Source organism: Acidovorax sp. GW458-11-26-14-TSB4 (assembly GCF_059423865.1).
Window position 1 is genome coordinate 187,937 of sequence record NZ_JBWKYR010000010.1, and the last position, 21,060, is coordinate 208,996.

Sequence of the window (21,060 nt, forward strand, 5' to 3'; positions counted from 1 at the left end):
GCGCGGGCTTCTACAGTGGCCGCCAGAGCAATCAACCAAAGCAAAGAGCATGCAGGTTTGTGTATTGGGTGCAGGCATCGTGGGACTGGCCACCGCGTATGCGCTGCACCAGCGTGGCATGGAGGTCACGGTGATCGACCGGAGCGCGCCCGGCGAAGGGGCCAGCGGCGGCAACGGCGGGCAACTGAGCTACAGCTATGTGCAGCCCCTGGCCGACGCGGGCATCTGGCGGCAGCTGCCCAGCCTGCTGTTCGCGGCCGACTCCCCTCTGTCACTGCGCCCGCAGTGGGACCTGCACCAGTGGCGCTGGGGCCTGCAGTTCCTGGCGGCCTGCAACCGGAATACCTCGGCGCGCAGCACGGCCGAGCTGCTGGGCCTGGCGGCAATGAGCCGCAGGCATTTCGACGCCATGCTGCAGGCCGAGCGGCTGGCCTGCGATTTCTCGGCCACTGGCAAGCTGGTGCTGTACAGCAGCGCCGATGCCTTTGCCTCCGCCCAGCGGCAGATGGAACTGCAGCGCGCCTTGGGCTGCGCGCAGGAGGCCGTGGATGCCGACCGCTGCATGGCGCTGGAGCCGGCCCTTGCCCACTACCAGGGCCGGATTGCCGGGGCCATCCACACCGAGAGCGAATGCGCGGCCGACTGCCTGCAGGTATGCCAAGGCCTGCAAGCCCTGCTCGCCGCCCGCGGTGTGCGCTTTCTGCTGGGCACCGAGATCCAGGGCTTTGCCACCAGACAGGGCCGCATCCACGCGGTGCGCACCAGCCAGGGGAACGTGGAGGCCGAGCATTTCGTGCTGGCCCTGGGCAGCGCCAGCCACGGCCTGGCCCGCCAGTTGGGCCTGTACCTGCCGGTCTATCCGCTCAAGGGCTACAGCATCACGCTCGATACCATTGATGCACCCGGTGCGGCGCCGCGTGTGAGCGTGACCGACGCGGCGCGCAAGGTGGTGTTTGCGCGCATCGGCCAGCGCCTGCGCGTGGCCGGCATGGCAGAGCTGGTGGGAAACGACACGCGCATCCCCCCCGAGCGCATCCAGAGCCTGTGCGATGCCACACGCACCCTGTTCCCGCGCTGCAGCGACTTCGCGGCCACCCGGCCCTGGACCGGCATGCGCCCGGCCACCCCCACCGGGCTGCCGGTGGTGGGCCACCGCGCGGGTGCGCCGGACAATCTGGTGCTCAACACCGGGCACGGTGCGCTGGGCTTCACCCTGGCTTTCGGCACGGCGGCACAGGTCGCCCAACTGCTGGCGCGCTGACACCCCTTCAGGGTGCAGGGCCGGGCAGGCCTGCGGTGCCCATGGTCTCGGCCACGGCCTGGCGCATGCAGGCGGCCATGGCGCTGGCCAGCAGCGAAGCGGGTCGGTTGACGGTGCGCAGCGACTGGATGGGCACGGGGATGTGCGGCGCCAGCGCCAGCACGTCCACCTGGCTGCGGTCGGCCGAGGCGGCCGTGCAGGCATCCACCAGCGCTACGGCATGGCCATGGCGCGCCAGAGCCAGCGCAGCATGGTAGGTCTGCACCGTGATGGCCGTGCGCAGGCCCACACCGGCCTCGCGGCAGGCGTGGCTGACCACCGTGCCGATGGGGTCGCGCGCGTCCAGGCGCACCACCGGCGTGTCCGCCAGGTCCGTCAGGTGCACGCTGCCCGCCTGCACCAGCGCCGAGTTCAGCATGCCTTTGGGTGCCACGCAGACCATGTAGCCATCGGCGATGTGCTCCTGGCTCAGCGAGGGGTGGGCGATGGAGCTGAAGACGAAGCCCACGTCCGCCTCCTGCAGCACCAGGGCCGAGACGATCTGCGGCGAGTGCAGCGCCTCGATGGTGATGCCCACGTCCGGGTGCAGTGCGCGAAAGCTGCGCAGCGCACGTGGCAGCACCTCGTAGCTCAGTGCCAGCACGCTCAGGATGTGCAGCTCGCCCTCGCGCCGATCGCCCTTGAGGCTGGCAGCCAGGCGCTGCACATCGTCGAGCTGGGTGAACAGGCGCTCGATGTGCGGGTACAGGGTCTGCGCCTCGGTGGTCGGCACCAGCCGCCCCTTGAGGCGGTGGAACAGCGCGAAGCCGAGCTGCAGCTCGGCGTGCGCGAGGATACGGCTCACCGCTGGCTGGGTGACATTGATGAGCCGCGCGGCAGCGCTGACGCTGCCGGTGAGCATCACCGCGTTAAAAACTTCGATATGGCGCAGGCGCATGCTGATCTACCTTGCAACGAACGCGCCAGCGCCACGGCCCTTCAATGTGCCTTGTCCCAGTTGGGGCCGACACCCACCTCGGCCAGCAGCGGCACCTTGAGCGCCGCCACTTCTGCCATCAGGCGCGGAACATGGCTGCGCAGCCAGTCCACCTCGCCCTCGGGCAGCTCGAACACCAGTTCGTCGTGCACCTGCATGATCATCTTGATCTGGGGCTTGTGCGCGTCGAGTTCCTTCTGCACCGCCACCATGGCCAGCTTGATCAGGTCGGCCGCCGTGCCCTGCATGGGGGCGTTGATGGCGGCGCGCTCGGCACCGCTGCGGCGCGGGCCGTTGGGCGAGTTGATCTCGGGCAGGTACAGGCGGCGGCCGAACACGGTTTCCACATAGCCCATGGACTTGGCGGCGGCCTTGGTCTCGTCCATGTACTGCTTGACGCCAGGGTAGCGCTGGAAGTACTTGTCGATGTAGGCGGCCGCGGCCTTGGTCTCGATGCCCAGGTTCTTGGCCAGCCCAAAGCTGCTCATGCCGTAGATCAGGCCGAAGTTGATGACCTTGGCATAGCGGCGCTGCTCGCTGGTGACCTGGTCCACCGCCACGCCGAAGACCTCGGCCGCGGTGGCGCGGTGCACGTCCAGCCCTGCATGGAAGGCATGCAGCAACGAATGGTCACCGCTGATGTGGGCCATGATGCGCAGTTCGATCTGCGAGTAGTCGGCGCTGGCGATCACGCTGCCTGCGGGTGCGACGAAGGCCTCGCGCACACGCCGGCCTTCGGGTGTGCGGATGGGGATGTTCTGCAGGTTGGGGTCGTTGCTCGACAGGCGCCCGGTGACGGCCACCGCCTGCGCATAGTGGGTGTGCACCCGGCCCGTGCGCGGCAACGCCAGCTGGGCCAGCTTGTCGGTGTAGGTGCCCTTGAGCTTGACCAGACCGCGGTGCTCCAGCAGCTTGGCCGGCAGCGGGTAGTCTTCGGCCAGCTTTTCGAGCACCTCTTCGTCGGTGCTGCGCGCGCCGGTGGCGGTCTTCTTGACCACGGGCATGCCCAGCTTGTCGAAGAAGATCTCGCCAAGCTGCTTGGGGCTGCTCAGGTTGAAGGGCTGGCCCGCGATCTCGTAGGCCTCGGTTTCGAGCTGCAGGATGCGCTGGCCCAGTTCATGGCTCTGGTTGGCCAGGGTGGGTGCGTCGATCAGCACGCCATTGCGCTCGATGCGGTACAGCGCTTCACTGCTGGCCATCTCCAGGTCGTAGATGAAGCGCAGCTTCTCGTTGGCTTCGAGCAGCGGCCACAGGGCCTTGTGCACGTCCAGGGTCTGGTCGGAGTCTTCGCACGAGTATTCGGCGGCCTTGGCCACGTCCACCTGGGCAAATGGGATCTGGTGCGCGCCCTTGCCGCACAGGTCTTCGTAGCTGATGCCACTGCGTCCCAGGTGCCGGTCGGCCAGGCTGGCCAGGCCATGGGGCTTGTGCACTTCGAGCACGTAGCTCTGCAACATGGTGTCGTGCGCATAGCCCTGCACTTCGATGCCATGGTTGGCGAACACGTGGCGGTCGTACTTGATGTGCTGGCCCAGCTTGGCGTGGCGTGGGTCTTCGAGCCAGGGCTTGAGGCGCGCCAGCACCTCGTCCAGCGGCAGCTGTGCGGGGGCATCAGGCCCCTCGTGGCGCAGCGGCACATAGGCGGCCGCGCCCGGCTCCACGCTGAAGCTGATGCCCACGATCTCGGCGCGCATCTCGTCGAGCGAGGTGGTTTCGGTATCGAGCGCCGTCAGCGGTGCCACATGCAACGTGGCCAGCCAGCGGTCGAACTGGTCCCAGGTCAGGATGGTCTCGTAGCGCGCGTTGCGCGCCGGCTTGTCGGCGGCCGCCGGTGTGCCTTCTGCGTCGGCCGATGGCTCGGCGAACAGGTCGGCCGTATCCGTGTCGCCGGCCTTCTTGCGCGGCGCCGGGGCAGCATCGGCGGCGACGGGCTCGGCCGCAGCGCCCAGCGAGCGTGCCAGGCCCTTGAAACCGTATTTTTCATAGAACTCGCGCAGACCGTCGACCTGCTGCTCGCCGATCGCGATGGCATCGAGCGCGGGCAGCCCCACGATGTGTTCGACCAGATCGCAATCGGTGCGGATGGTCACCAGCTTGCGCCCGGTGGGCAGCCAGTCCAAAGTGTTGCGCAGGTTCTCGCCAGCCACGCCCTTGATCTCGCCGGCGCGTGCCACCAGTTCGGCCAGGGAGCCGTACTCCATGAGCCACTTGGCGGCTGTCTTGGGCCCCACCTTGGGCACACCGGGCACGTTGTCCACGGCATCGCCCACCAGGGTCTGGTAGTCCACCATCAGGTGCGGGGGCACGCCGAACTCGGCGGTCACGCCGGCCACGTCGCGGCGCTTGCCGTTCATGGTGTCGATGATGGTGATGTGCTCGTCCACCAGCTGCGACAGGTCCTTGTCGCCGCTGGAGACCACCACGTCGATGCCCTGGGTGGCGGCGGTCACCGCCAGGGTGCCGATCACGTCGTCGGCTTCCACCCCGGGAATGGCCAGCACCGTCCAGCCCAGCATGCGCACCACATCGTGGATGGGCTCGATCTGCGCACGCAGGTCGTCGGGCATGGGCGCGCGCTGCGCCTTGTACTCGGGGTAGATCTCGTCGCGGAAGGTCGGGCCGCTGGCGTCGAAGATGCAGGCGGCATAGTCGGCGTGCACTTCCTTGCGCAGGGCCTGCATCATGTTGATCATGCCGCGGATGGCGCCCGTGGCCGCGCTCGTGGGGTCGCCCGGCACGGCCCGCAGGTCGGGCATGGCATGGTAGGCGCGGTACAGGTAGCTGGAGCCGTCCACCAGCACCAGGGTCTTTTTATTGCTCATGGGGGCCATTGTGCACGGCCAAAGCCCCAAACCACCCCTGCACCACCGGTGCCCGGGGCGCTCTACAATCGGGCCATGCGCGCTGTTCACCTCTCCCTGCTGCTGGCCCTGGCCTGCGGCCCCGTACTGGCCCAGACTCCGGGCCAGAATGCCCCTGCGGGCGCCCCCCGGCAAGGCGAGGCGCTCACCACGCCCGAATCCCTGTCCGGGCGCACCAACCAGCGCACCGAACGCATCCAGATCGAGGACGCAGGCAGCCGCGTCGATGAACTGCGCGTGGGCGGCCAGACGCAGAGCATCAACGTGCAGCCCAAGACCGGCAACATGCCCGCCTACGAAGTGCAGTCGCCCGATGGCGCACGCGGCCGCACCGGCGCCTTGAACGGTGCCGAGACCAACACCGGCCCCCGGGTCTGGAACGTGCTGAAGTTCTGACGCCCGCTGGTTGGCACCCGCGCGCGGTGCGCGCAGCCCCCCTGTTTCGCCCCTTTTCCCGCACTTTCCCTGCTCTGCGATGGCCGTTTTCACTGAAGTCTCCAACGAAGAGGCGAGCGCACTGCTGCGCCGCCTGAACCTCGGCGAGTTGGTCGCACTGCGCGGCATCGAAGGCGGGATCGAGAACACCAACTACTTCCTGACCAGCGACCAGGGCGAGTTCGTGCTGACGCTGTTCGAGCGCCTCACGGCCGCGCAACTGCCCTTCTACCTGCACCTGATGAAGCACCTGGCGCACGGCGGCGTGCCCGTACCCGACCCGCGCGGCGACAAGAACGGCGACATCCTGCACACGGTGTGCGGCAAGCCGGCCGCCGTGGTGAGCAAGCTGCGCGGCAAAAGCCAGCTCGCCCCCGGCCCGGTGCACTGCGCCGCGGTGGGCAGCATGCTGGCGCGCATGCACCTGGCCGGGCGCAACTACGACCGCCACCAGCCCAACCTGCGCGGCCTGCCCTGGTGGAACGAGACCGTGCCCGTGGTGCTGCCGCACATCGACGCCAGCCAGGCGGCGCTGCTGCGCTCGGAGCTGGCCTACCAGAACCACGTGGCCGCCTCCTCGGCCTATGCCGCTTTGCCCACCGGCCCGGTGCATGCCGACCTGTTCCGCGACAACGTGATGTTCGACCGGGAAGAGCTCACCGGCTTCTTCGACTTCTATTTCGCCGGCGTGGATACCTGGCTGTTCGACTTGGCCGTGTGCCTGAACGACTGGTGCATCGACCTGCCCACCGGAGCGCACGACCCCGAGCGCGCCCGGCGCATGCTGGACGCCTACCAGGCCGTGCGCCCGCTCACGGCGGCCGAGCGCGAACTGCTGCCGGCCATGCTGCGCGCCGGGGCGCTGCGTTTCTGGATCTCGCGACTGTGGGACTTCTACCTGCCGCGCGAGGCTTCCATGCTCAAACCGCACGACCCGACGCACTTCGAGCGCGTGCTGCGCTCTCGCGTGGCCCAGCCGGTGCACGCGGGCTGAACGCTCCCCAATCGACCCATGGACCGGCATTCCGCGAGGAATGTCACGCTGCGAGGGCTTTCGCAAGCCCCCATGCGACCCCGGCCATGGTGGGCTGGGGTAAATTCGGCATTGTCTCCCCCACCCCATTGCCAGGCCCGAGCACACGGGCCGTTGTCCTGAGCAGCCCTTTGTCCCCATGAAACTCAACATCGTCCCCGCCCGCACCGGCATGACCTGGGTACAGCTCGGCATCCGGTCGTTCTGGCGCCAACCCATGGCGCTGGCGGCGTTGTTCTTCATGACCATGGCCGCCATGTCGCTGGCCAGCCTGGTGCCCCTGGTGGGCACGGTCATCGCACTGGCCCTGCTGCCTTCGGCCACGCTGGCCATGATGGTGGCGGCGGCCGAGACCACGATGGGGCGCTTTCCCACGCCCTCCGTGCTGCTGGTGGCGTTTCGCACCGGCCAGCAGCGCCTGCGCGACATGCTGGTGCTGGGTGCCCTGTACGCCGTGGGCTTTCTCTCCATCATGGGGCTGTCGGCGCTGATCGATGGCGGCCTGTTCGCCAGTGTCTATCTGGGCGGCACCCCGCTCAAGCGCGAAGTGGCCGAAAACGGCGCGTTCCAGGCCGCCATGTGGCTGTCGATGCTGCTTTACCTGCCGCTGTCGCTGACCTTCTGGCATGCGCCGGGGCTGGTGCACTGGCATGGCATCCCTCCCGTGAAGGCCCTGTTCTTCAGCCTGGTGGCCTGCGTGCGCAACTTCGGCGCCTTCTTCGTGTTCGGCCTGGGTTGGATGGGGGTGTTCCTCCTGGCCGGCGTGCTGGTGGCCCTGGCCTCGGGCCTGATTGCCCTGGCCGGCCTGGGCGCGGCCGCCAGCGGCGTCATGGTCGGCACGGCCATGATGCTGGCGGCCATGTTCTTCACCTCCATCGTCTTCACGTTCCGCGACTGCTTCGAACCGCCTGCCAAACCTTCATCGGAAGAATCCCATGACGAACAGCCAGCACCAGCTCCAGGGCCGCACTGAGGACGAAGTCGTCTGGTACCAGAGGCGCAGCCTGCTGCAGGCTGCGGCGGCCTGGACGGCGGCCGGCGGCATCAGCGCGGTGCACGCCCAGCAGAACCGCAACGTGGTGGAGATGCGTGGTGACGTGCGCCGCAACGGCCAGGCCCTGGCTGCAGGTGAAAGCATCGGCGCCGGCGACCGGATCGAAACCGGCCCGGATTCCAGCGTGGTGTTCACCGTCGGCAACGACGCCTTCATGGTGCGCCAGAACACGCGCATGGCGCTCGAGGGCGACACCCCCACGGCGGTGAAGGTGCTGCGCCTGCTGACCGGTGCCGTCGCCAGCGTCTGGGGACGCGGCAGCGAGCGCCAGGTGGTCATGCCCACGGCCACGGCCGGCATCCGCGGCACGGGGGTGTATGCCGAAGTGTTTCCAGAGCAGGATTTCCGCAGCTACTTCTGCAACTGCTACGGCACGGTGGACATCGCGGCGGGGGGCGGCGAGTCCGTCGTGAGCCGCGCCTCCTACCACCAGGCCTTCTGGGCCGAGGTCGCACCGCGCAACGGCCGCATGCTGACGCCGGCCGGCGCCATCAACCACACCGACGAGGAGCTCGAGTTCCTGGCCCGGCTCGTGGACCAGCGCACGGCCTGGCAGATCGCCGGGCGCAAGGGCAGCAAGGATGGCGGCGGGCAGATCGGCGGCTACGGCTACCCCGAAGCGCCCGGTGCGGGCACGGCCTCGCAACCCCGGGGCGCGGCATCGCCCGGTGCAGCGCCTGCACCGCGCCCGCGCGCGCCAGCCCCCTCGCCCTACGGCTCCGACTACTGAAGCCAGCCGCGCGCGCACGCCCATGAAAAAAGGCTGCCACGCCGGAGCGTGGCAGCCTTCGGGCAGGCCCTGGCCCGGGCGAGCGCCGGGCCTGGCTGGCCTGCCTTACACCCCGATCTGGCCGCCGTCGGCCTTCTGGATCACCACGGTGGAGGAGCGGGGACGCACGGTACCCGAAGGCAGCGCCGTGGCGTCGCTGGTGCCATAGGCGGGCCAGTTCACCGGGTGCTGGATGTTCAGGAAGATGGTCTTGTAGTCCGGCGTGTAGGCAAAGCCGGTGATTTCGGCTTCGTTCGGGCCCACGAAGAAGCGGCGCAGGTCGCCCTGGTTCTGGGCATTGATGACCGGGCCCGTGCCCTTGCTGTCGGTGGTCATGGCGCCGGGGATCACGGCCAGCATCTGGTCGTTGGTCGCACGGGCCACCGCGTTGTTGCGGCCGCCGTCGATGCCGTTGTCGGTCTGGATCCACATGATGCCGCGGTCGTCGAAAGCCAGGCCATCGGGGCTGGCCAGCTGGTTCAGCGCCGTCAGGCCCGAGCGGTTGGTGTCGGCAGCAGCACCAGCGTCCGAACCGAACACGTAGATCTCCCACTTGAAGGTGTTCGCGTTGGGCGTGTCGTGCCAGCGCACGATGTGGCCGTTGGCGTTGTTCAGGCGCGGATTGGCGGCGTTCACGCCCGTGGTGGCATTGCGGCTGGTGTTGTTGGTCAGCGTCACGTACACATCGCCGTTGGACGGGTGCACGGCCGTCCACTCGGGGCGGTCCATGGGCGTGGCGCCCATGAAGTCGGCCGCGGCGCGGGTGTTGATCAGGATCTCTTCGATGGTCTTGTACTTGTCGCCCAGGCGCGTGCCGTCCTTGCCCACGGCGGCCAACGTCAGCGGCAGCCAGGTGCCCGTGCCGTCTTCGTTGAAGCGCGCAACATACAGCGTGCCCTTGTCCAGGTACTTGTTGCCCACGGCCAGGCGGTCGGTACGGCGTGCGTCGGCAGGGTCCCAGTTGGCGTCCGACACGAAGCGGTAGATGTACTCGAAACGCGAATCGTCGCCGCTGTAGAACGCCAGCGGCTTGCCGGCTTCTGGCTTGCCGTAGGCCGCGCCTTCGTGCGCGAAGCGGCCCATGGCCGTGCGCTTGGTGGCCACACTGTCGGGGTTGTAGGGGTCGATCTCGACCAGGTAGCCGAATCCGTTGACTTCATTGCGCCAGTCGTTGAGGGCGCTGGTGCCGCCGGGGGTCACGTTGAAGCGGGAGAACTCGCCTGCCACTTCGGTGGCGTCGCCGGCAGCGGTTTCCCACTTGTAGCGGCCGGCGGAGGTGGGCACGCCCACGCGCACCTGGTGCGCTGGCTGGGTCGACGCCTGGGTGTTGACGAAGCAGGCGGCCCAGTTCTCTTCGGCGGTGATGTAGGTGCCCCAGGGCGTGGTGCCGTTGCCGCAGTTGTTGTTGGTGCCGCGCACCACGGTGCCCGTGGGCGAGTACGGCGTCTTGACCCAGTCGGTGCCACCGACCGGGCCGTTGATGGCCATGGGCGTGGCCGAGGTGAAGCGGCGGTTGTAGCGCGAATTCTTGACGATGGCCCAGGCCGTGCCGGTCTTGCGGATATGCATCACAGCCACGCCGTGGGCGTTGATTTCCTTGCGCACTTCCTCGGCGGGGCGCTTGTTGTTCACCGTGGTCGGGCCGGCGGGGTGCAGGGCCTTCTCGTCGATGTACTCGTGGTTGACCACGAGCAGGCCTTCGGTGGAGCTGCCGTCAAGCGGGAAGTAGTGCATGCCGTCGTGGTGCATGCCGGTGGAGTTGAGCAGGTCGCGCGAAGTGTTCTTGCCGTCGCGGTCCCATTCGGCAGCGCTGTCGTTCAGCGGCGTGCCCCAGGCGCCCAGCACCTGGGCCACGTAGCCTGGAGGCACCACGCAGGCGTCGGTCATGGAGTTGGCCAGGGAAGTGAAGCCCAGCTTCAGCGGCTCATCGTCGCTGCCGCCGCAGGCGGACAGGCTGGTGCCGGTCAGCAGCGCCAGCGCCGCGCTCAGGCCACCACGTGTGACAGTGCGGCGTGACAGTTGGACATCCAGGATGGCACTGAACGGGGTGTTGCCAGCGTCGTTGCGAACGACCTTGTCAGAAATAGATTTGCTCATGAGAGCCGCACTCCTCGGTGTGTTGGTAAGTCATGGGGAGTGCGCAGTCTAGGAATCGCATATGACCGATCCGTGACGCAAGAGCATTCGGCTCGCAGGGCGATTCGGTGACGCGCGCCGCAGGCCCGCCACGGCCCCGTCAAATGCCTGTCACACAGTGTTCTTACTATCGCGCACCAAGAGAGCAGCCAGGCGGCCGGGCACTGCCCGCAGAGCGGATCGGCCACCGGGCATCTCTCTCTAAAAACCCATATAACAAACCACGGAAACTGCACTCCATGACCTCTGTGTCTATTCCTTCGCGCCGCCAGGCCCTTCAATTCCTGGCCGGCATTCCCCTGCTTCCCCTGGGTACCAGCGGTGTGGCCGCATCGCTGCTGGCCGCTTGCGGCGGCGGCGATGACGCCAGCTACGTGTCCACCGCATTCACCTCGATGGCCGCGCCCACGCTGGCCAACCCGGCCGCGATGGCGACGAACACCGTGGGCTCGACCATGCAGGTCACGCTGAGCGACAACTCGGTGCAGAGCTATGCGCTGGCCTACCAGCCCTTCTTCCTGACCGGCGACTCGGTTGCCAACGTCAAGGGCGGCAACATCGTTGCTGGCGGCTACTTCGACATCAACAACCAGCCCATCATCGACCCCACGGTGCCTGGCAAGGAACGCCAGTACTACTCCGACTCGCCGGACGGCACCTCGCTGCTGACCGTGCCCAACGCCAAGGTCGACGGCGTCAAGGGCAACCACGTGTTCGCCGTGGTGCAGTTCGAATACACCACCTGGGCCCAGGACGGCAAGACCGACATGTACGGCAAGCTGCCTTCGCCCATCGCCGTGCTCACGCTGGACCAGGACCCCAACACCGGCAAGCTCAGCCTGGTGAAGTACCACAACGTGGACACCTCCAAGGTGCACGGCCTGTGGATCACCTGCGGCGCCAGCCTGTCTCCCTGGGGCACCCACCTGTCGAGCGAAGAGTACGAACCCGACGCGTTCACCATCGCCAGCAACACCCAGTTCCAGGCCTACGCCAAGAACCTGTACGGCGACGCGAGCCGCGCCAACCCCTACCACTACGGCCACATGCCCGAAGTGACGGTGAACCCCGACGGCACCGCCAGCATCAAGAAGCATTTCTGCATGGGCCGCATCTCGCACGAGCTGGTGCAGGTCATGCCCGACCAGCGCACCGCGCTGATGGGTGACGACGCCACCAACAGCGCCTACTTCGTGTTCGTGGCCGACCGCGAGAAGGACCTGTCCTCGGGCACGCTGTACGCCGCCAAGGTCGGTGCCGGCTTCACCGTGGATGCCAAAGCCACCGCCGGCGCACCGCTGACCTGGATCAAGCTCGGCTCGGCCACCAGCGCCGAGATCGAGAACCTGGCCAACACGCTCAAGCCCACGGACATCATGACCGTGGCCACCACCAACCCGAACGACGCCAGCTACACCCGCATCGTGTCCAACGGCAAGGAAGAGTGGATCAAGCTCAAGCCGGGCATGGAAAAGGCCGCCGCCTTCCTGGAAACCCACCGCTACGCCGCCTTCGTGGGCGCGAGCATGGGCTTCACCAAGATGGAAGGCACCACCGTCAACGCCAAGGACAAGATCGCCTACTCGGCCCTGCAGAACGTGCAGACCTCGATGGTGGCCGGCAATGCCCTGAACGTGGCGGGCAACGGCGTGTCCGTGCCCAAGGCCATCAACGCCGGCGCCGTGATGGCGCTGAACCTGCGCGGCGGCCAGAAGGACACGGCCGGCGGCACCATCAACAGCGAGTGGATGCCCGTGGACACCAAGGCCCTGCTGGTGGGCGAGGACATCGCGGCCGACGCCCTGGGCAACACGGCCAACCCGAACAACATCGGCAACCCCGACAACCTCAAGTTCTCGGAAAAGATGCGCACGCTGTTCATCGGCGAAGACAGCAGCCAGCACGTGAACAACTTCCTGTGGGCCTACAACGTGGACACCAAGCAGCTGTCGCGCCTGATGTCCATCCCCGCAGGCGGCGAATCCACCGGCCTGCATGCCGTGGACGAGATCAACGGCTGGACCTACATCATGAGCAACTTCCAGCACGCCGGTGACTGGGGTGCCATCCACAACGTGGTCAAGCCCACGCTGGATCCGTTGATCATCGCCAATTACAAGAACAAGACCGCCTCCGCGGTGGGTTACCTCACGGCCACCCCCAAGCAGCCACGCCTGGGCTGATCGCAAAGATCGGTTGGTCTCAAGTCATGGGATGCCGCGCCTGGCGCGGCTGGACGGGGCCCTGCAGCAATGCAGGGCCCCGTGCCTTTTCAGGGGTTGGGCAGCGCACCAGGCGCATGGCAATGCCCTTTTTGCACCAATGCAAATAAATCCCATTCTTATAATCAATGCGTTCAAGGGCGCCCGCACCGCGGTGCACCGTTTGTTGACCTCCGGGCATTCGCCCCCTCGACACCCACCGGACCCACCGCCTGGCGCACGCCAGGCCGGGGCGCTCCGGGCAGGTCTGCCTTGTCACCCGTTTTCGTTTTGAGGAGAAACGCATGAAAACCACGCTGTTGCACACCACCACCCTGGCTGCGGCCCTGATCGCTGCCAGTCCCCTGGGCTTGATGGGTGTGGCGCAGGCGCAAGGCACGGCCGCCCAAGCCCAGCAGGCCATCACGCCGGCCGCGGTCGCTGCGCAATACGCCACGCTGGTGCATGCCAACTACGAAGACACGCTGGCCAGCGCCAAGGCCATGCAGGCCGCGATCAAGGCGTTCACGGCCCAGCCGTCGGCCGAAACCCTGGCCGAGGCGCGCAAGACCTGGCTGGCCGCGCGCGAGTTCTACGGCCAGACCGAGGCCTTCCGCTTCTACGGCGGCCCCATCGACGACGACAAGGGCCCCGAAGGCCAGCTCAACGCCTGGCCCATGGACGAGTCCTACGTGGACAGCGTGGAAGGCAAGCCCAAGGCCGGCTTGATCAACAACCGCAAGATCGTCATCACCAAGAAGGCGCTGGCAGCGCAGAACGAGCGCGGCGGCGAGGAGAACATCGCCACCGGCTGGCATGCCATCGAGTTCCTGCTGTGGGGCCAGGACCTGTCCGAAACCGGCCCGGGCAACCGCAGTTTCGAAGACTTCGTGGACGGCAAGAAGCCGAACGCCGACCGCCGCCGCCAGTACCTCACGGTGGTGACCGAACTGCTGATCGACGACCTGTCCTTCCTCGTGAAGTCCTGGGCCCCCGAAGGCAAGTCCAACTACCGAGCGAAGTTCACCAAGGGCAACATGGAATCGGTGCGCAAGATGCTGGTGGGCCTGGGCTCGCTCTCGCGCGGCGAACTGGCCGGCGAGCGCCTGGAAGTGGCCCTGAACAGCCAGGACCAGGAGGACGAGCACTCGTGCTTTTCGGACAACACGCACCGCGACGCCGTGACCAATGCCAAGGGCATCCAGAACGTCTGGCTGGGCGAGTACAAGCGCGCCGACGGCAGCGTGGTCAAGGGCGCATCGCTGCGCGACCTGGTGGCCGCCAAGAACCCGGCGCTGGCCGAGAAGACCACCCAGCAGATCGCCGCCTCGGTGGCGGCTGCCGAAGGCATCCAGGCGCCGTTCGACCGTGAGATCATCGGCGGCAAGGATGCGCCGGGCCGCCAGCGCATCCAGAAGACCATCGACAGCCTGACCCAGCAAAGCAAGGACCTCGTGGAAGCCGCCAACGCCATCGGCATCACCAAGCTCACGTTGGTCCAGCCGTGAGGCCCCCTGCGCTTCCCTGGCGTTCCATGTCCCTTTTGCAAGCCCCTCACCGCCGGCGCGCCCTGCGCCTGGCGGTTGCCAGCATCGGCCTTGCGGCCCTGGGCGGCCTCATGGCCGACACCCCTGCCGACCCGCTCGGCGAGAAGGCCGGCGGCAACACCACGGTGTTCGCCACGGGCCGCAATGCCTTTTCCTTCCCCGCCGCCAACCTGGACGATGCGGAGCGCACGCGCTTCGTGATCGGCAATTCGTTCTTCCGCCGCAATTGGGTGGAGGCGCCGGCCTCGACCAAGGCGCGCGACGGCCTGGGGCCGCACTTCATCGCGCGCTCGTGCGGCGGCTGCCATGTGCAGGACGGCCGGGGCGAGCCGCCAGCCATCTTCAACCGCCTGGGCGAGACCAAGGACCCGACCGTGGCCCTGCTGATCCGGCTGTCCATCCCCGGCACGGACGCGCATGGCGGGCCCAAGCACGACCCGGTCTACGGCGACCAGTTCAACAACGCAGGCGTCCAGGGCGTCAAGCCCGAGGGCCGCGTGACCCTGCGCTACAAGACCATCAAGGGCAAGTTCGCCGACGGCACACCCTACGAACTGCTCGACCCGAGCTACGGCTTTGCCGACCTCGGCTATGGCCCGATGCACCCCGAGATCATGGTGAGCCCGCGCATCGCGCCGCAGATCATCGGCGTGGGCCTGCTCGAAGCCATTGCCGAAGCCGACATCCTGGCCAACGCGGCCGACCAGGCCGCGGCGGGCGGCCCGATCAAGGGCGTGCCTAACCGCGTGTGGGATGCGCCCTCGGGCCAGATGGCGCTCGGCCGCTTCGGCTGGAAGGGCAATGTCGCCACCATCGCACACCAGACCGGCGGCGCCTTCCAGGGCGACATGGGCATCACCTCCAAGCATTTTTCCAACGAGACCTGCACCCCCACGCAGAAGGACTGCCTGGCCGCGCCGAGCGGCAAGAGCGCCGCCGCGCAGGGCCAGCCGGGCGTGGAGATCGACGACAAGACCTTTGACGACGTGGTGTTCTACCAGGCCACGCTGGCGCCGCCCGCGCGGCGCAACATCAAGGACGCGCAGGTCGTGCGCGGCCAGGCGCTGTTTGCCCAGGCCCAGTGCGCCACCTGCCACCGGCCGAGCTATGTGACCAAGGAAGGCCCGTTCCCGCACCTGACGAGCAAGGCCCTGTCGGGCCAGCGCATCTGGCCCTACACCGACATGCTGCTGCACGACATGGGCGAGCGCCTGGCCGACAACCGGCCCGACTTCGCGGCCAACGGCCGGCAGTGGAAGACGCCGCCGCTGTGGGGCACGGGCCTGATCAAGGACGTGAACGGCCACACCCGGCTGCTGCACGACGGCCGCGCGCGCGGCGTGCTCGAAGCCATCCTCTGGCACGGCGGTGAGGCCGAAGCCGCCAAGGACCAGGTCCTGAAGATGAACAAGGCCGAGCGCGATGCGCTGGTCAAGTTCGTGGAGTCGCTATGAAACACCATCTCCTTCGCGCAGCAGCGACCGCCCTGGCCCTGGGCGCCATGGTGCTGCCAGCCCAGGCCCAGACCGGCTGGAAGCTCAACGCCGTGCCCTTCTACGACACCACGCACGCGCTGCAAAGCCTGTATGGCCACTGGGGCAAGCCGCGCGCGCAGGAGCTGGCCACGGCCGCGCAGGCGCTGGCACCGGCCGTGCGCGCGCTGTGCGAGGCACCGGCTGGGCAATCGCAAGCCGCTTTGGCCAACGCCCGCAGCGCCTGGCAGCGCAGCATGATGGCCTGGGAGACGCTGGGTGCGGTGGCCGTGGGCCCCGTGATCGCACGGCGCACGCAGCGGCAGATGGATTTCTCGCCCACCCGCCCCGCTTTGATCGAACGCGCCATCAAGACCCAGCCGCAAGGCGCCAAGGCCTTCGAGCGCATCGGCACCCCTGCCAAGGGCCTGCCGGCGCTGGAATGGCTGCTGTGGGCGCAGCCCGTGGCCCCCGGCACACCGGCCTGCGGCTATGCCGTGGAAGTGGCGCTCGATATCGAGCGCGAGGCCGTGGCCCTGGCCAGTGCCTTCGACACCGCCGCCGGCACCGACTGGGCGGCCGAGGAAGAGCAGGAACGCTCCACCGCCGCCATGGGCGAGTTCATCAACCAGTGGGTGGGTGGCATCGAACGCCTGCGCTGGGCGCACATGGAGAAGCCTTTGCGCGCGGCGCAAGGCCGCGCGCCCGAGTACCCGCGCGCCGCCAGCGGCCAGGCCATCGCGGCCTGGAAGGCCGAGTGGAACGCCCTGCGCACCCTGGCCGTGCTGCCCGAAACCGCGGCCACGCCCGCGCCCGGCGAAGCCCTGGTACCGCTGGAGACCTACTTGCGCGGCCGCGGCCTGAACCCGCTGGCCGACCAGTTGCTGGCCACCACGCAGCGCGTGGACAAGGCCCTGCAGGCCATCGACCAGTCGGGCGCCACGGGCAAGGCCGGTGGCGAGCGGGTGCTGCAGGCCTCCAAGGAGCTGGCCGCGCTCAAGCGCCTGGCCGAAGCGGAGATTGCCCCGGCGCTGCAGGTCAGCATCGGCTTCTCGGATGCCGACGGAGATTGACGTGCGTGCACCGCTGAGCCGCCGCCGAGCCCTGGTGTTGATGGGCAGCCTGGCCGCCGTGCCCCTGGCCGCGCACGCTGCGCCCCAGGGCGCTGAAATGCAGCTGCTGGGCGCCTGGCAAGAGGCCGATGGCAGCTACCGCATCGGCGTGCTGGCGGCCCAGGCCGGCGGCCCCTCGCCCCTGCGCACGCGCCATGTGCTGGAAGTGCCCACGCGCGCCCACGGCCTGGCCCAGTTGCCCGATGGCAGCGTGGTGGCCACCGCGCGCCGCCCCGGCGACTGGCTGGTGCGCTGGCACCCGGGCCAGCCCGCCGACAAGGCGCAATGGCACTGGGTGGATGCGACACGCTCCTTCAACGGCCATGTGATCGCCAGCGCGGACGGCCGCACCCTCTACACCACCGAGACCGATGTGGACACCGGCGCCAGCCTGGTGGCACGGCGCGACGCGCGCAGCCTGGAGACCGTTGACGAGTGGGCCACGCACGGCATCGATGCGCACGAACTGATCTGGGCGCCTGCCGCTCATGGCGAAAAGCCGTCGCTCATCGTGGCCAACGGCGGCGTGCCCACGGCGCCCGAGACGGGCCGCACCAAGCGCGACCTGCACACCATGGATTCGAGCATCGTGCGGCTGCACGGTGACAGCGGCGAGCTGCAAGGCCAGTGGCGCCTGCCCGATGCGCGCCTGAGCCTGCGCCACCTGGCCTGGAATGCCGAGCGCACGGTGCTGGGCATTGCCCTGCAGGCCGAGCACGCAGAGGCAGCCGACAAGGCGGCCGCCCCCATCCTCGCGCTTTTCGACGGCCAGGCGCTGCGCCTGTGCCCGGCTGGCCAGTCGATGGCAGGCTATGGCGGCAGCATTGCCAGCACCGCCGAGGGCTGGGCCGTGAGCTGCCCGCGCAGCCAGGGCGTGGCCACCTTCACGCCCGATGGGCAGTGGCGCGGCCTGGTGGGGCTGGAGGAAGTCTGCGCGCTGGCCGTGGGCAGCGGCCGGCTGTGGGCGGCAGGGGTCTCTCATTCACTGGAGGATGCACGCGCGGCCAAGCCGCTCACCCACGCCCATGCCAAAGAGCTCACTGGCGCACGCATGGACAATCACTGGGTGAAATTCGGCTAACCGCGGCTGCGGGCCACATCCCGCAGGCTGCCGTGCAGCGCGAGCTTGCGCACGATGGTGGAGAAGGCACGCGTGGGCACCGACTCGCGCGCCACCGGCGACCACAGCATGCCCGGCGTGCGCACGGGGGTGGGGCTTTCGAGCCGCACCACCACCAGGCCTGAGCCGGGCGCCACCACATTGGCCGCGACGATGGAGGCCAGCTGCGTTTGGCCCACCAGCTCCATCATGGGTGCCAGGGTGTTGATCTCGGCCACCACCTGCGGCTCGGCGCCGCAGGAGCGAAAGCACTCGTCCAGCATCTGCCGCGTGGCAAAGCTCGCGGGCAACAGCGCCATGGGCATGCGGTGCAGCTCCACCATGCGCACCCGCTTGCGCCGCGCCAGCGGGTGGCCGCGCGCGACCACCAGCACCATCTCCTCGTTGTACAGCGGCTCGAACTGCAGCGGCCCCGGCACGGCCGGCCGGTAGGCGATGCCCAGGTCCAATGTGCCTTGCTGGAGGCGCGCGGCGATCTGGTCGGCCGGGAGTTCCTCCACCACCACCTTCACGCGCGGGTGGCGCTCGTGGAAGGCCGCGATGCAGCCCGGGATGAAGCCCAGGTTGAAGGTGTGCGTGGAGCCGATGTGCAGCTCACCCGCGGCCTCCGAGCTGTTCTGGCGCAGGGCGCCCAGGCCCAGGTCGATCTCGTGCAGGGCCTTGGTGCAGTAATGCAGGAACTCGTCGCCCGCCTCGGTCAGCGCCACGCGCTTGCCCGCGCGGTCGAACAGCGTGGCGCCGATCTCCTCTTCGAGCTGCTTGATCTGGTGCGACAGGGTGGACTGGGTCACGTGCAGCCGCTCGGCCGCGCGCGTGAAGTTGAGCGAGCCCGCCAGGGCGATGAAGTAGCGCAGGTGCCTCAGTTCCATGGTGGCTTGATGGCAGTGTTTGTTGATCGATGCCATCGATGGTATCCATGAAAAACAATCATTTCCAGGAATTCTGCGCGCCCCCTACAGTCGCCTCCAACAACGACAGGAGACAACGAGGTGCACAAAGTCCTCAGCGGTATCAAGGTGCTGGAACAAGGCACATTCATCACGGGCCCGGCGGCAGGCATGTTCCTGGCCGACCTGGGCGCCGAGGTCATCAAGATCGAGCAGCCCGGCGCGGGCGACCCGTTCCGCGCCTTCCGCGGCGGGCTCTACAGCCCGCACTTCCAGACCTACAACCGCAACAAGCGCAGCATCACGCTCAACCCCAAGCTGCCCGAGGATGCGGCGGTGTTCGACGAACTGGTCAAGGATGCGGACGTCTACATCCAGAACTTTCGCCCCGGCGCGGCCGACCGGCTGGGCGCAGGCGAGGCGCGGCTGCGCGGCCTGAACCCGCGCCTGGTGTACTGCGCGATCAGCGGCTTCGGCCAGACCGGCCCGGCTGCGGGGCGCCCCGCCTACGACACCGTGGCCCAGGCCGCGAGCGCCTTCCTCAAGCTGCTGGTGAACCCCGCCAACCCGCGCGTGGTGGGCCCGGCGCTGGCCGATGCGATGACCGGCTTCTACGCCGCCTACGGCGTGCTCGGCGCCATCGTGGAGCGCGGCCGCACGGGCGTGGGTCGCAAGGTCGAGGTGTCCATGCTCGAAGCCATGTGCCATTTCAACCTCGATGCGTTCACGCACTACTTCTCGGAGGACGAGGTCATGGGGCCCTACAGCCGGCCCAGCGTCTCGCAGTCGTACGTGCTCGAATGCGCCGACGGGCTGTGGATCGCGCTGCACATGTCCTCGCCCGAAAAGTTCTGGCAGGGCCTGGCCAATGCCATCGAGCGCCCGCGCCTGTTCGACGACCCGCGCTTTGCGACGCGCGAGGCGCGCATCGTGCACCAGGAAGACCTGATCGAGCTGCTCGGCGGCCTGTTCCGCGAGCAGCCGCGCGCCACCTGGTGCGAGCGCCTCGAAGCCGAGGACGTGCCCCACGCCCCCATGTACGACACCCGCGAGGCCATGGAAGACCCGCAGGCCCGCCACCTGCAGCTGGAGGTGAGCACGGACCATCCCGAGGGCGGCATCTGGCGCACCATCCGCTCGCCGGTGAGCTTCGACGGCGAACGCGCACTGGAAGTCACGGCCCCGCCCACGCTGGGGGCGGACAACGAAGCCATCCTCGGGCCCATACGCCAGCGGCTGGGGCAACCCGCCTGACCAGCACTTCAAAAAGAAAACCATCCGGAGACAAGAACAATGACCCCATCGAACGAGAACCAACTGACCCAGGCCGTGCTGCAGCGCCTGGAAGGCGCCAGCGACCCACGCTTTGCAGAGATCATGCGCTCGCTGGTCACGCACCTGCACGCCTTCATCCGCGAGGTGGACCTGAAGCCCGAGGAATGGATGCAGGGCATCGAGTTCCTCACCGCCGTGGGCAAGGCCTGCACAGGCCAGCGGCAGGAGTTCATCCTGCTGTCGGACACACTGGGTGCATCCATGATGGTGGTGATGCTCGACCAGCTGCGCGCCACCGCCCATGCCCAGGGCAGCCAGCGCATGACCGAAGCCACCGAGGCCACGGTGCAGGGCCCCTACTACTGGGAGGGCGCGCCCGAGCTGCCGCTGGGCGCCAACCTGTCGGAAGGCGTGAAGGGCGAGCCCACCTTCTACAGCGGCCGCGTGACCGACACGCATGGCCAGCCGCTGGCCGGCGCGCTGCTCGACATCTGGTCGGGCGATGGTGAGGGCGTGTACGACATGCAGGTCGAGGGCTCGGGCATGGCGGCGCGCGCCCGCGTGCGCACCGACGACCAGGGCCGCTACTGGTTCTGGTCCATCCGCCCGAGCTTCTACCCCGTGCCGGTGGACGGCCCCGTGGGCCGCATGCTCGACGGCATGGGCCGCCACCCCAATCGGCCGGGCCATATCCACATGATGGTCTCGGCCCCGGGGCATGCGCGCGTGACGACCCACCTCTTCGTGGCGAACAGCCCCTACATCGAGTCGGACGCGGTGTTCGGCGTACGGCCCAGCCTGATCGTGGACTTCGAGCAGCACCCCGCGGGCCAGGCGCCCGACGGCACGGCCCAGGCTGCGCCCTGGTGGTCGGCGCACTACGACTTCCGCCTGGAGCCCCAGCCCGCCTGACAACACACC

General features: G+C 68.3%; 16 protein-coding genes. 12 read left to right on the top strand and 4 right to left on the bottom strand.

From position 1 onward, the window contains the following. Positions 1-49: 49 nt before the first annotated feature. On the top strand, positions 50-1,261 hold the full coding sequence (locus AC07X5_RS20580; protein WP_409963919.1) for a D-amino acid dehydrogenase: 1,212 nt from the start codon (positions 50-52) through the stop codon (positions 1,259-1,261). Between the two features lie 7 nt (positions 1,262-1,268). Here the strand turns inward: AC07X5_RS20580 and AC07X5_RS20585 are convergent, their stop codons facing one another. Both AC07X5_RS20585 and polA read right to left on the bottom strand, forming a co-directional pair. Continuing rightward, positions 1,269-2,198: a LysR family transcriptional regulator gene (locus AC07X5_RS20585; protein WP_494771630.1), complete on the bottom strand. Its 930-nt coding sequence runs from the start codon at positions 2,196-2,198 to the stop codon at positions 1,269-1,271. A 41-nt stretch (positions 2,199-2,239) separates the two neighbouring features. Further along, entirely contained in the window at positions 2,240-5,059 is a 2,820-nt protein-coding gene (polA, locus tag AC07X5_RS20590; RefSeq protein ID WP_494771631.1) for a DNA polymerase I, read from the bottom strand. A gap of 75 nt (positions 5,060-5,134) precedes the next feature. Between polA and AC07X5_RS20595 the strand changes: the two genes are divergently transcribed. The 4 genes from AC07X5_RS20595 (at position 5,135) to AC07X5_RS20610 (ending at position 8,350) form a co-directional block, all read left to right on the top strand. Beyond that, positions 5,135-5,494, top strand: a complete 360-nt coding sequence (locus AC07X5_RS20595; RefSeq protein WP_494771632.1) for a hypothetical protein — start codon at positions 5,135-5,137, stop codon at positions 5,492-5,494. Positions 5,495-5,573: 79 nt separating this feature from the next. Further along, positions 5,574-6,527 carry a homoserine kinase gene (locus tag AC07X5_RS20600; protein ID WP_494771633.1) on the top strand — a complete coding sequence of 318 codons (954 nt, stop codon included), beginning with the start codon at positions 5,574-5,576 and terminating at the stop codon, positions 6,525-6,527. A gap of 178 nt (positions 6,528-6,705) precedes the next feature. Beyond that, positions 6,706-7,539, top strand: coding sequence for a BPSS1780 family membrane protein (locus AC07X5_RS20605; protein WP_494771634.1), 834 nt, complete (start codon positions 6,706-6,708; stop codon positions 7,537-7,539). Next, entirely contained in the window at positions 7,502-8,350 is an 849-nt protein-coding gene (locus tag AC07X5_RS20610) for a FecR family protein (protein ID WP_494771635.1), read from the top strand. Before AC07X5_RS20605 ends, AC07X5_RS20610 begins: the two co-directional genes overlap by 38 nt. Before the next feature lie 105 nt (positions 8,351-8,455). Here AC07X5_RS20610 and AC07X5_RS20615 read toward each other — a convergent pair whose 3' ends face one another. Continuing rightward, on the bottom strand, positions 8,456-10,486 hold the full coding sequence (locus AC07X5_RS20615) for a PhoX family protein (RefSeq protein WP_494771636.1): 2,031 nt from the start codon (positions 10,484-10,486) through the stop codon (positions 8,456-8,458). 278 nt (positions 10,487-10,764) lie between these two features. On the opposite strand from AC07X5_RS20615, the gene AC07X5_RS20620 reads away from it, so the two are divergent. The 5 genes from AC07X5_RS20620 to AC07X5_RS20640 all read left to right on the top strand — a co-directional run bounded on the left by AC07X5_RS20620 (position 10,765) and on the right by AC07X5_RS20640 (position 17,938). Further along, positions 10,765-12,708 carry a PhoX family protein gene (locus tag AC07X5_RS20620; RefSeq protein ID WP_494771637.1) on the top strand — a complete coding sequence of 648 codons (1,944 nt, stop codon included), beginning with the start codon at positions 10,765-10,767 and terminating at the stop codon, positions 12,706-12,708. A 323-nt stretch (positions 12,709-13,031) separates the two neighbouring features. Beyond that, positions 13,032-14,234, top strand: coding sequence for an imelysin family protein (locus AC07X5_RS20625; RefSeq protein ID WP_494771638.1), 1,203 nt, complete (start codon positions 13,032-13,034; stop codon positions 14,232-14,234). Between the two features lie 26 nt (positions 14,235-14,260). After that, positions 14,261-15,727, top strand: a complete 1,467-nt coding sequence (locus tag AC07X5_RS20630) for a di-heme oxidoreductase family protein (RefSeq protein WP_494771639.1) — start codon at positions 14,261-14,263, stop codon at positions 15,725-15,727. Next, positions 15,724-16,818, top strand: coding sequence for an imelysin family protein (locus AC07X5_RS20635; protein ID WP_494771640.1), 1,095 nt, complete (start codon positions 15,724-15,726; stop codon positions 16,816-16,818). Before AC07X5_RS20630 ends, AC07X5_RS20635 begins: the two co-directional genes overlap by 4 nt. After that, positions 16,802-17,938, top strand: coding sequence for a DUF1513 domain-containing protein (locus AC07X5_RS20640; RefSeq protein WP_494771641.1), 1,137 nt, complete (start codon positions 16,802-16,804; stop codon positions 17,936-17,938). Before AC07X5_RS20635 ends, AC07X5_RS20640 begins: the two co-directional genes overlap by 17 nt. Here the strand turns inward: AC07X5_RS20640 and AC07X5_RS20645 are convergent. Further along, positions 17,935-18,846: a LysR substrate-binding domain-containing protein gene (locus AC07X5_RS20645; RefSeq protein WP_409962964.1), complete on the bottom strand. Its 912-nt coding sequence runs from the start codon at positions 18,844-18,846 to the stop codon at positions 17,935-17,937. The genes AC07X5_RS20640 and AC07X5_RS20645 overlap by 4 nt on opposite strands. A 120-nt stretch (positions 18,847-18,966) precedes the next feature. Between AC07X5_RS20645 and AC07X5_RS20650 the strand changes: the two genes are divergently transcribed. Beyond that, positions 18,967-20,118 (top strand): CaiB/BaiF CoA transferase family protein, encoded by a 1,152-nt coding sequence (locus AC07X5_RS20650; RefSeq protein WP_494771642.1) that lies wholly within the window; start codon positions 18,967-18,969, stop codon positions 20,116-20,118. Positions 20,119-20,157: 39 nt separating this feature from the next. Beyond that, positions 20,158-21,051 carry a dioxygenase family protein gene (locus tag AC07X5_RS20655; protein WP_494771643.1) on the top strand — a complete coding sequence of 298 codons (894 nt, stop codon included), beginning with the start codon at positions 20,158-20,160 and terminating at the stop codon, positions 21,049-21,051. Positions 21,052-21,060 lie beyond the last annotated feature (9 nt).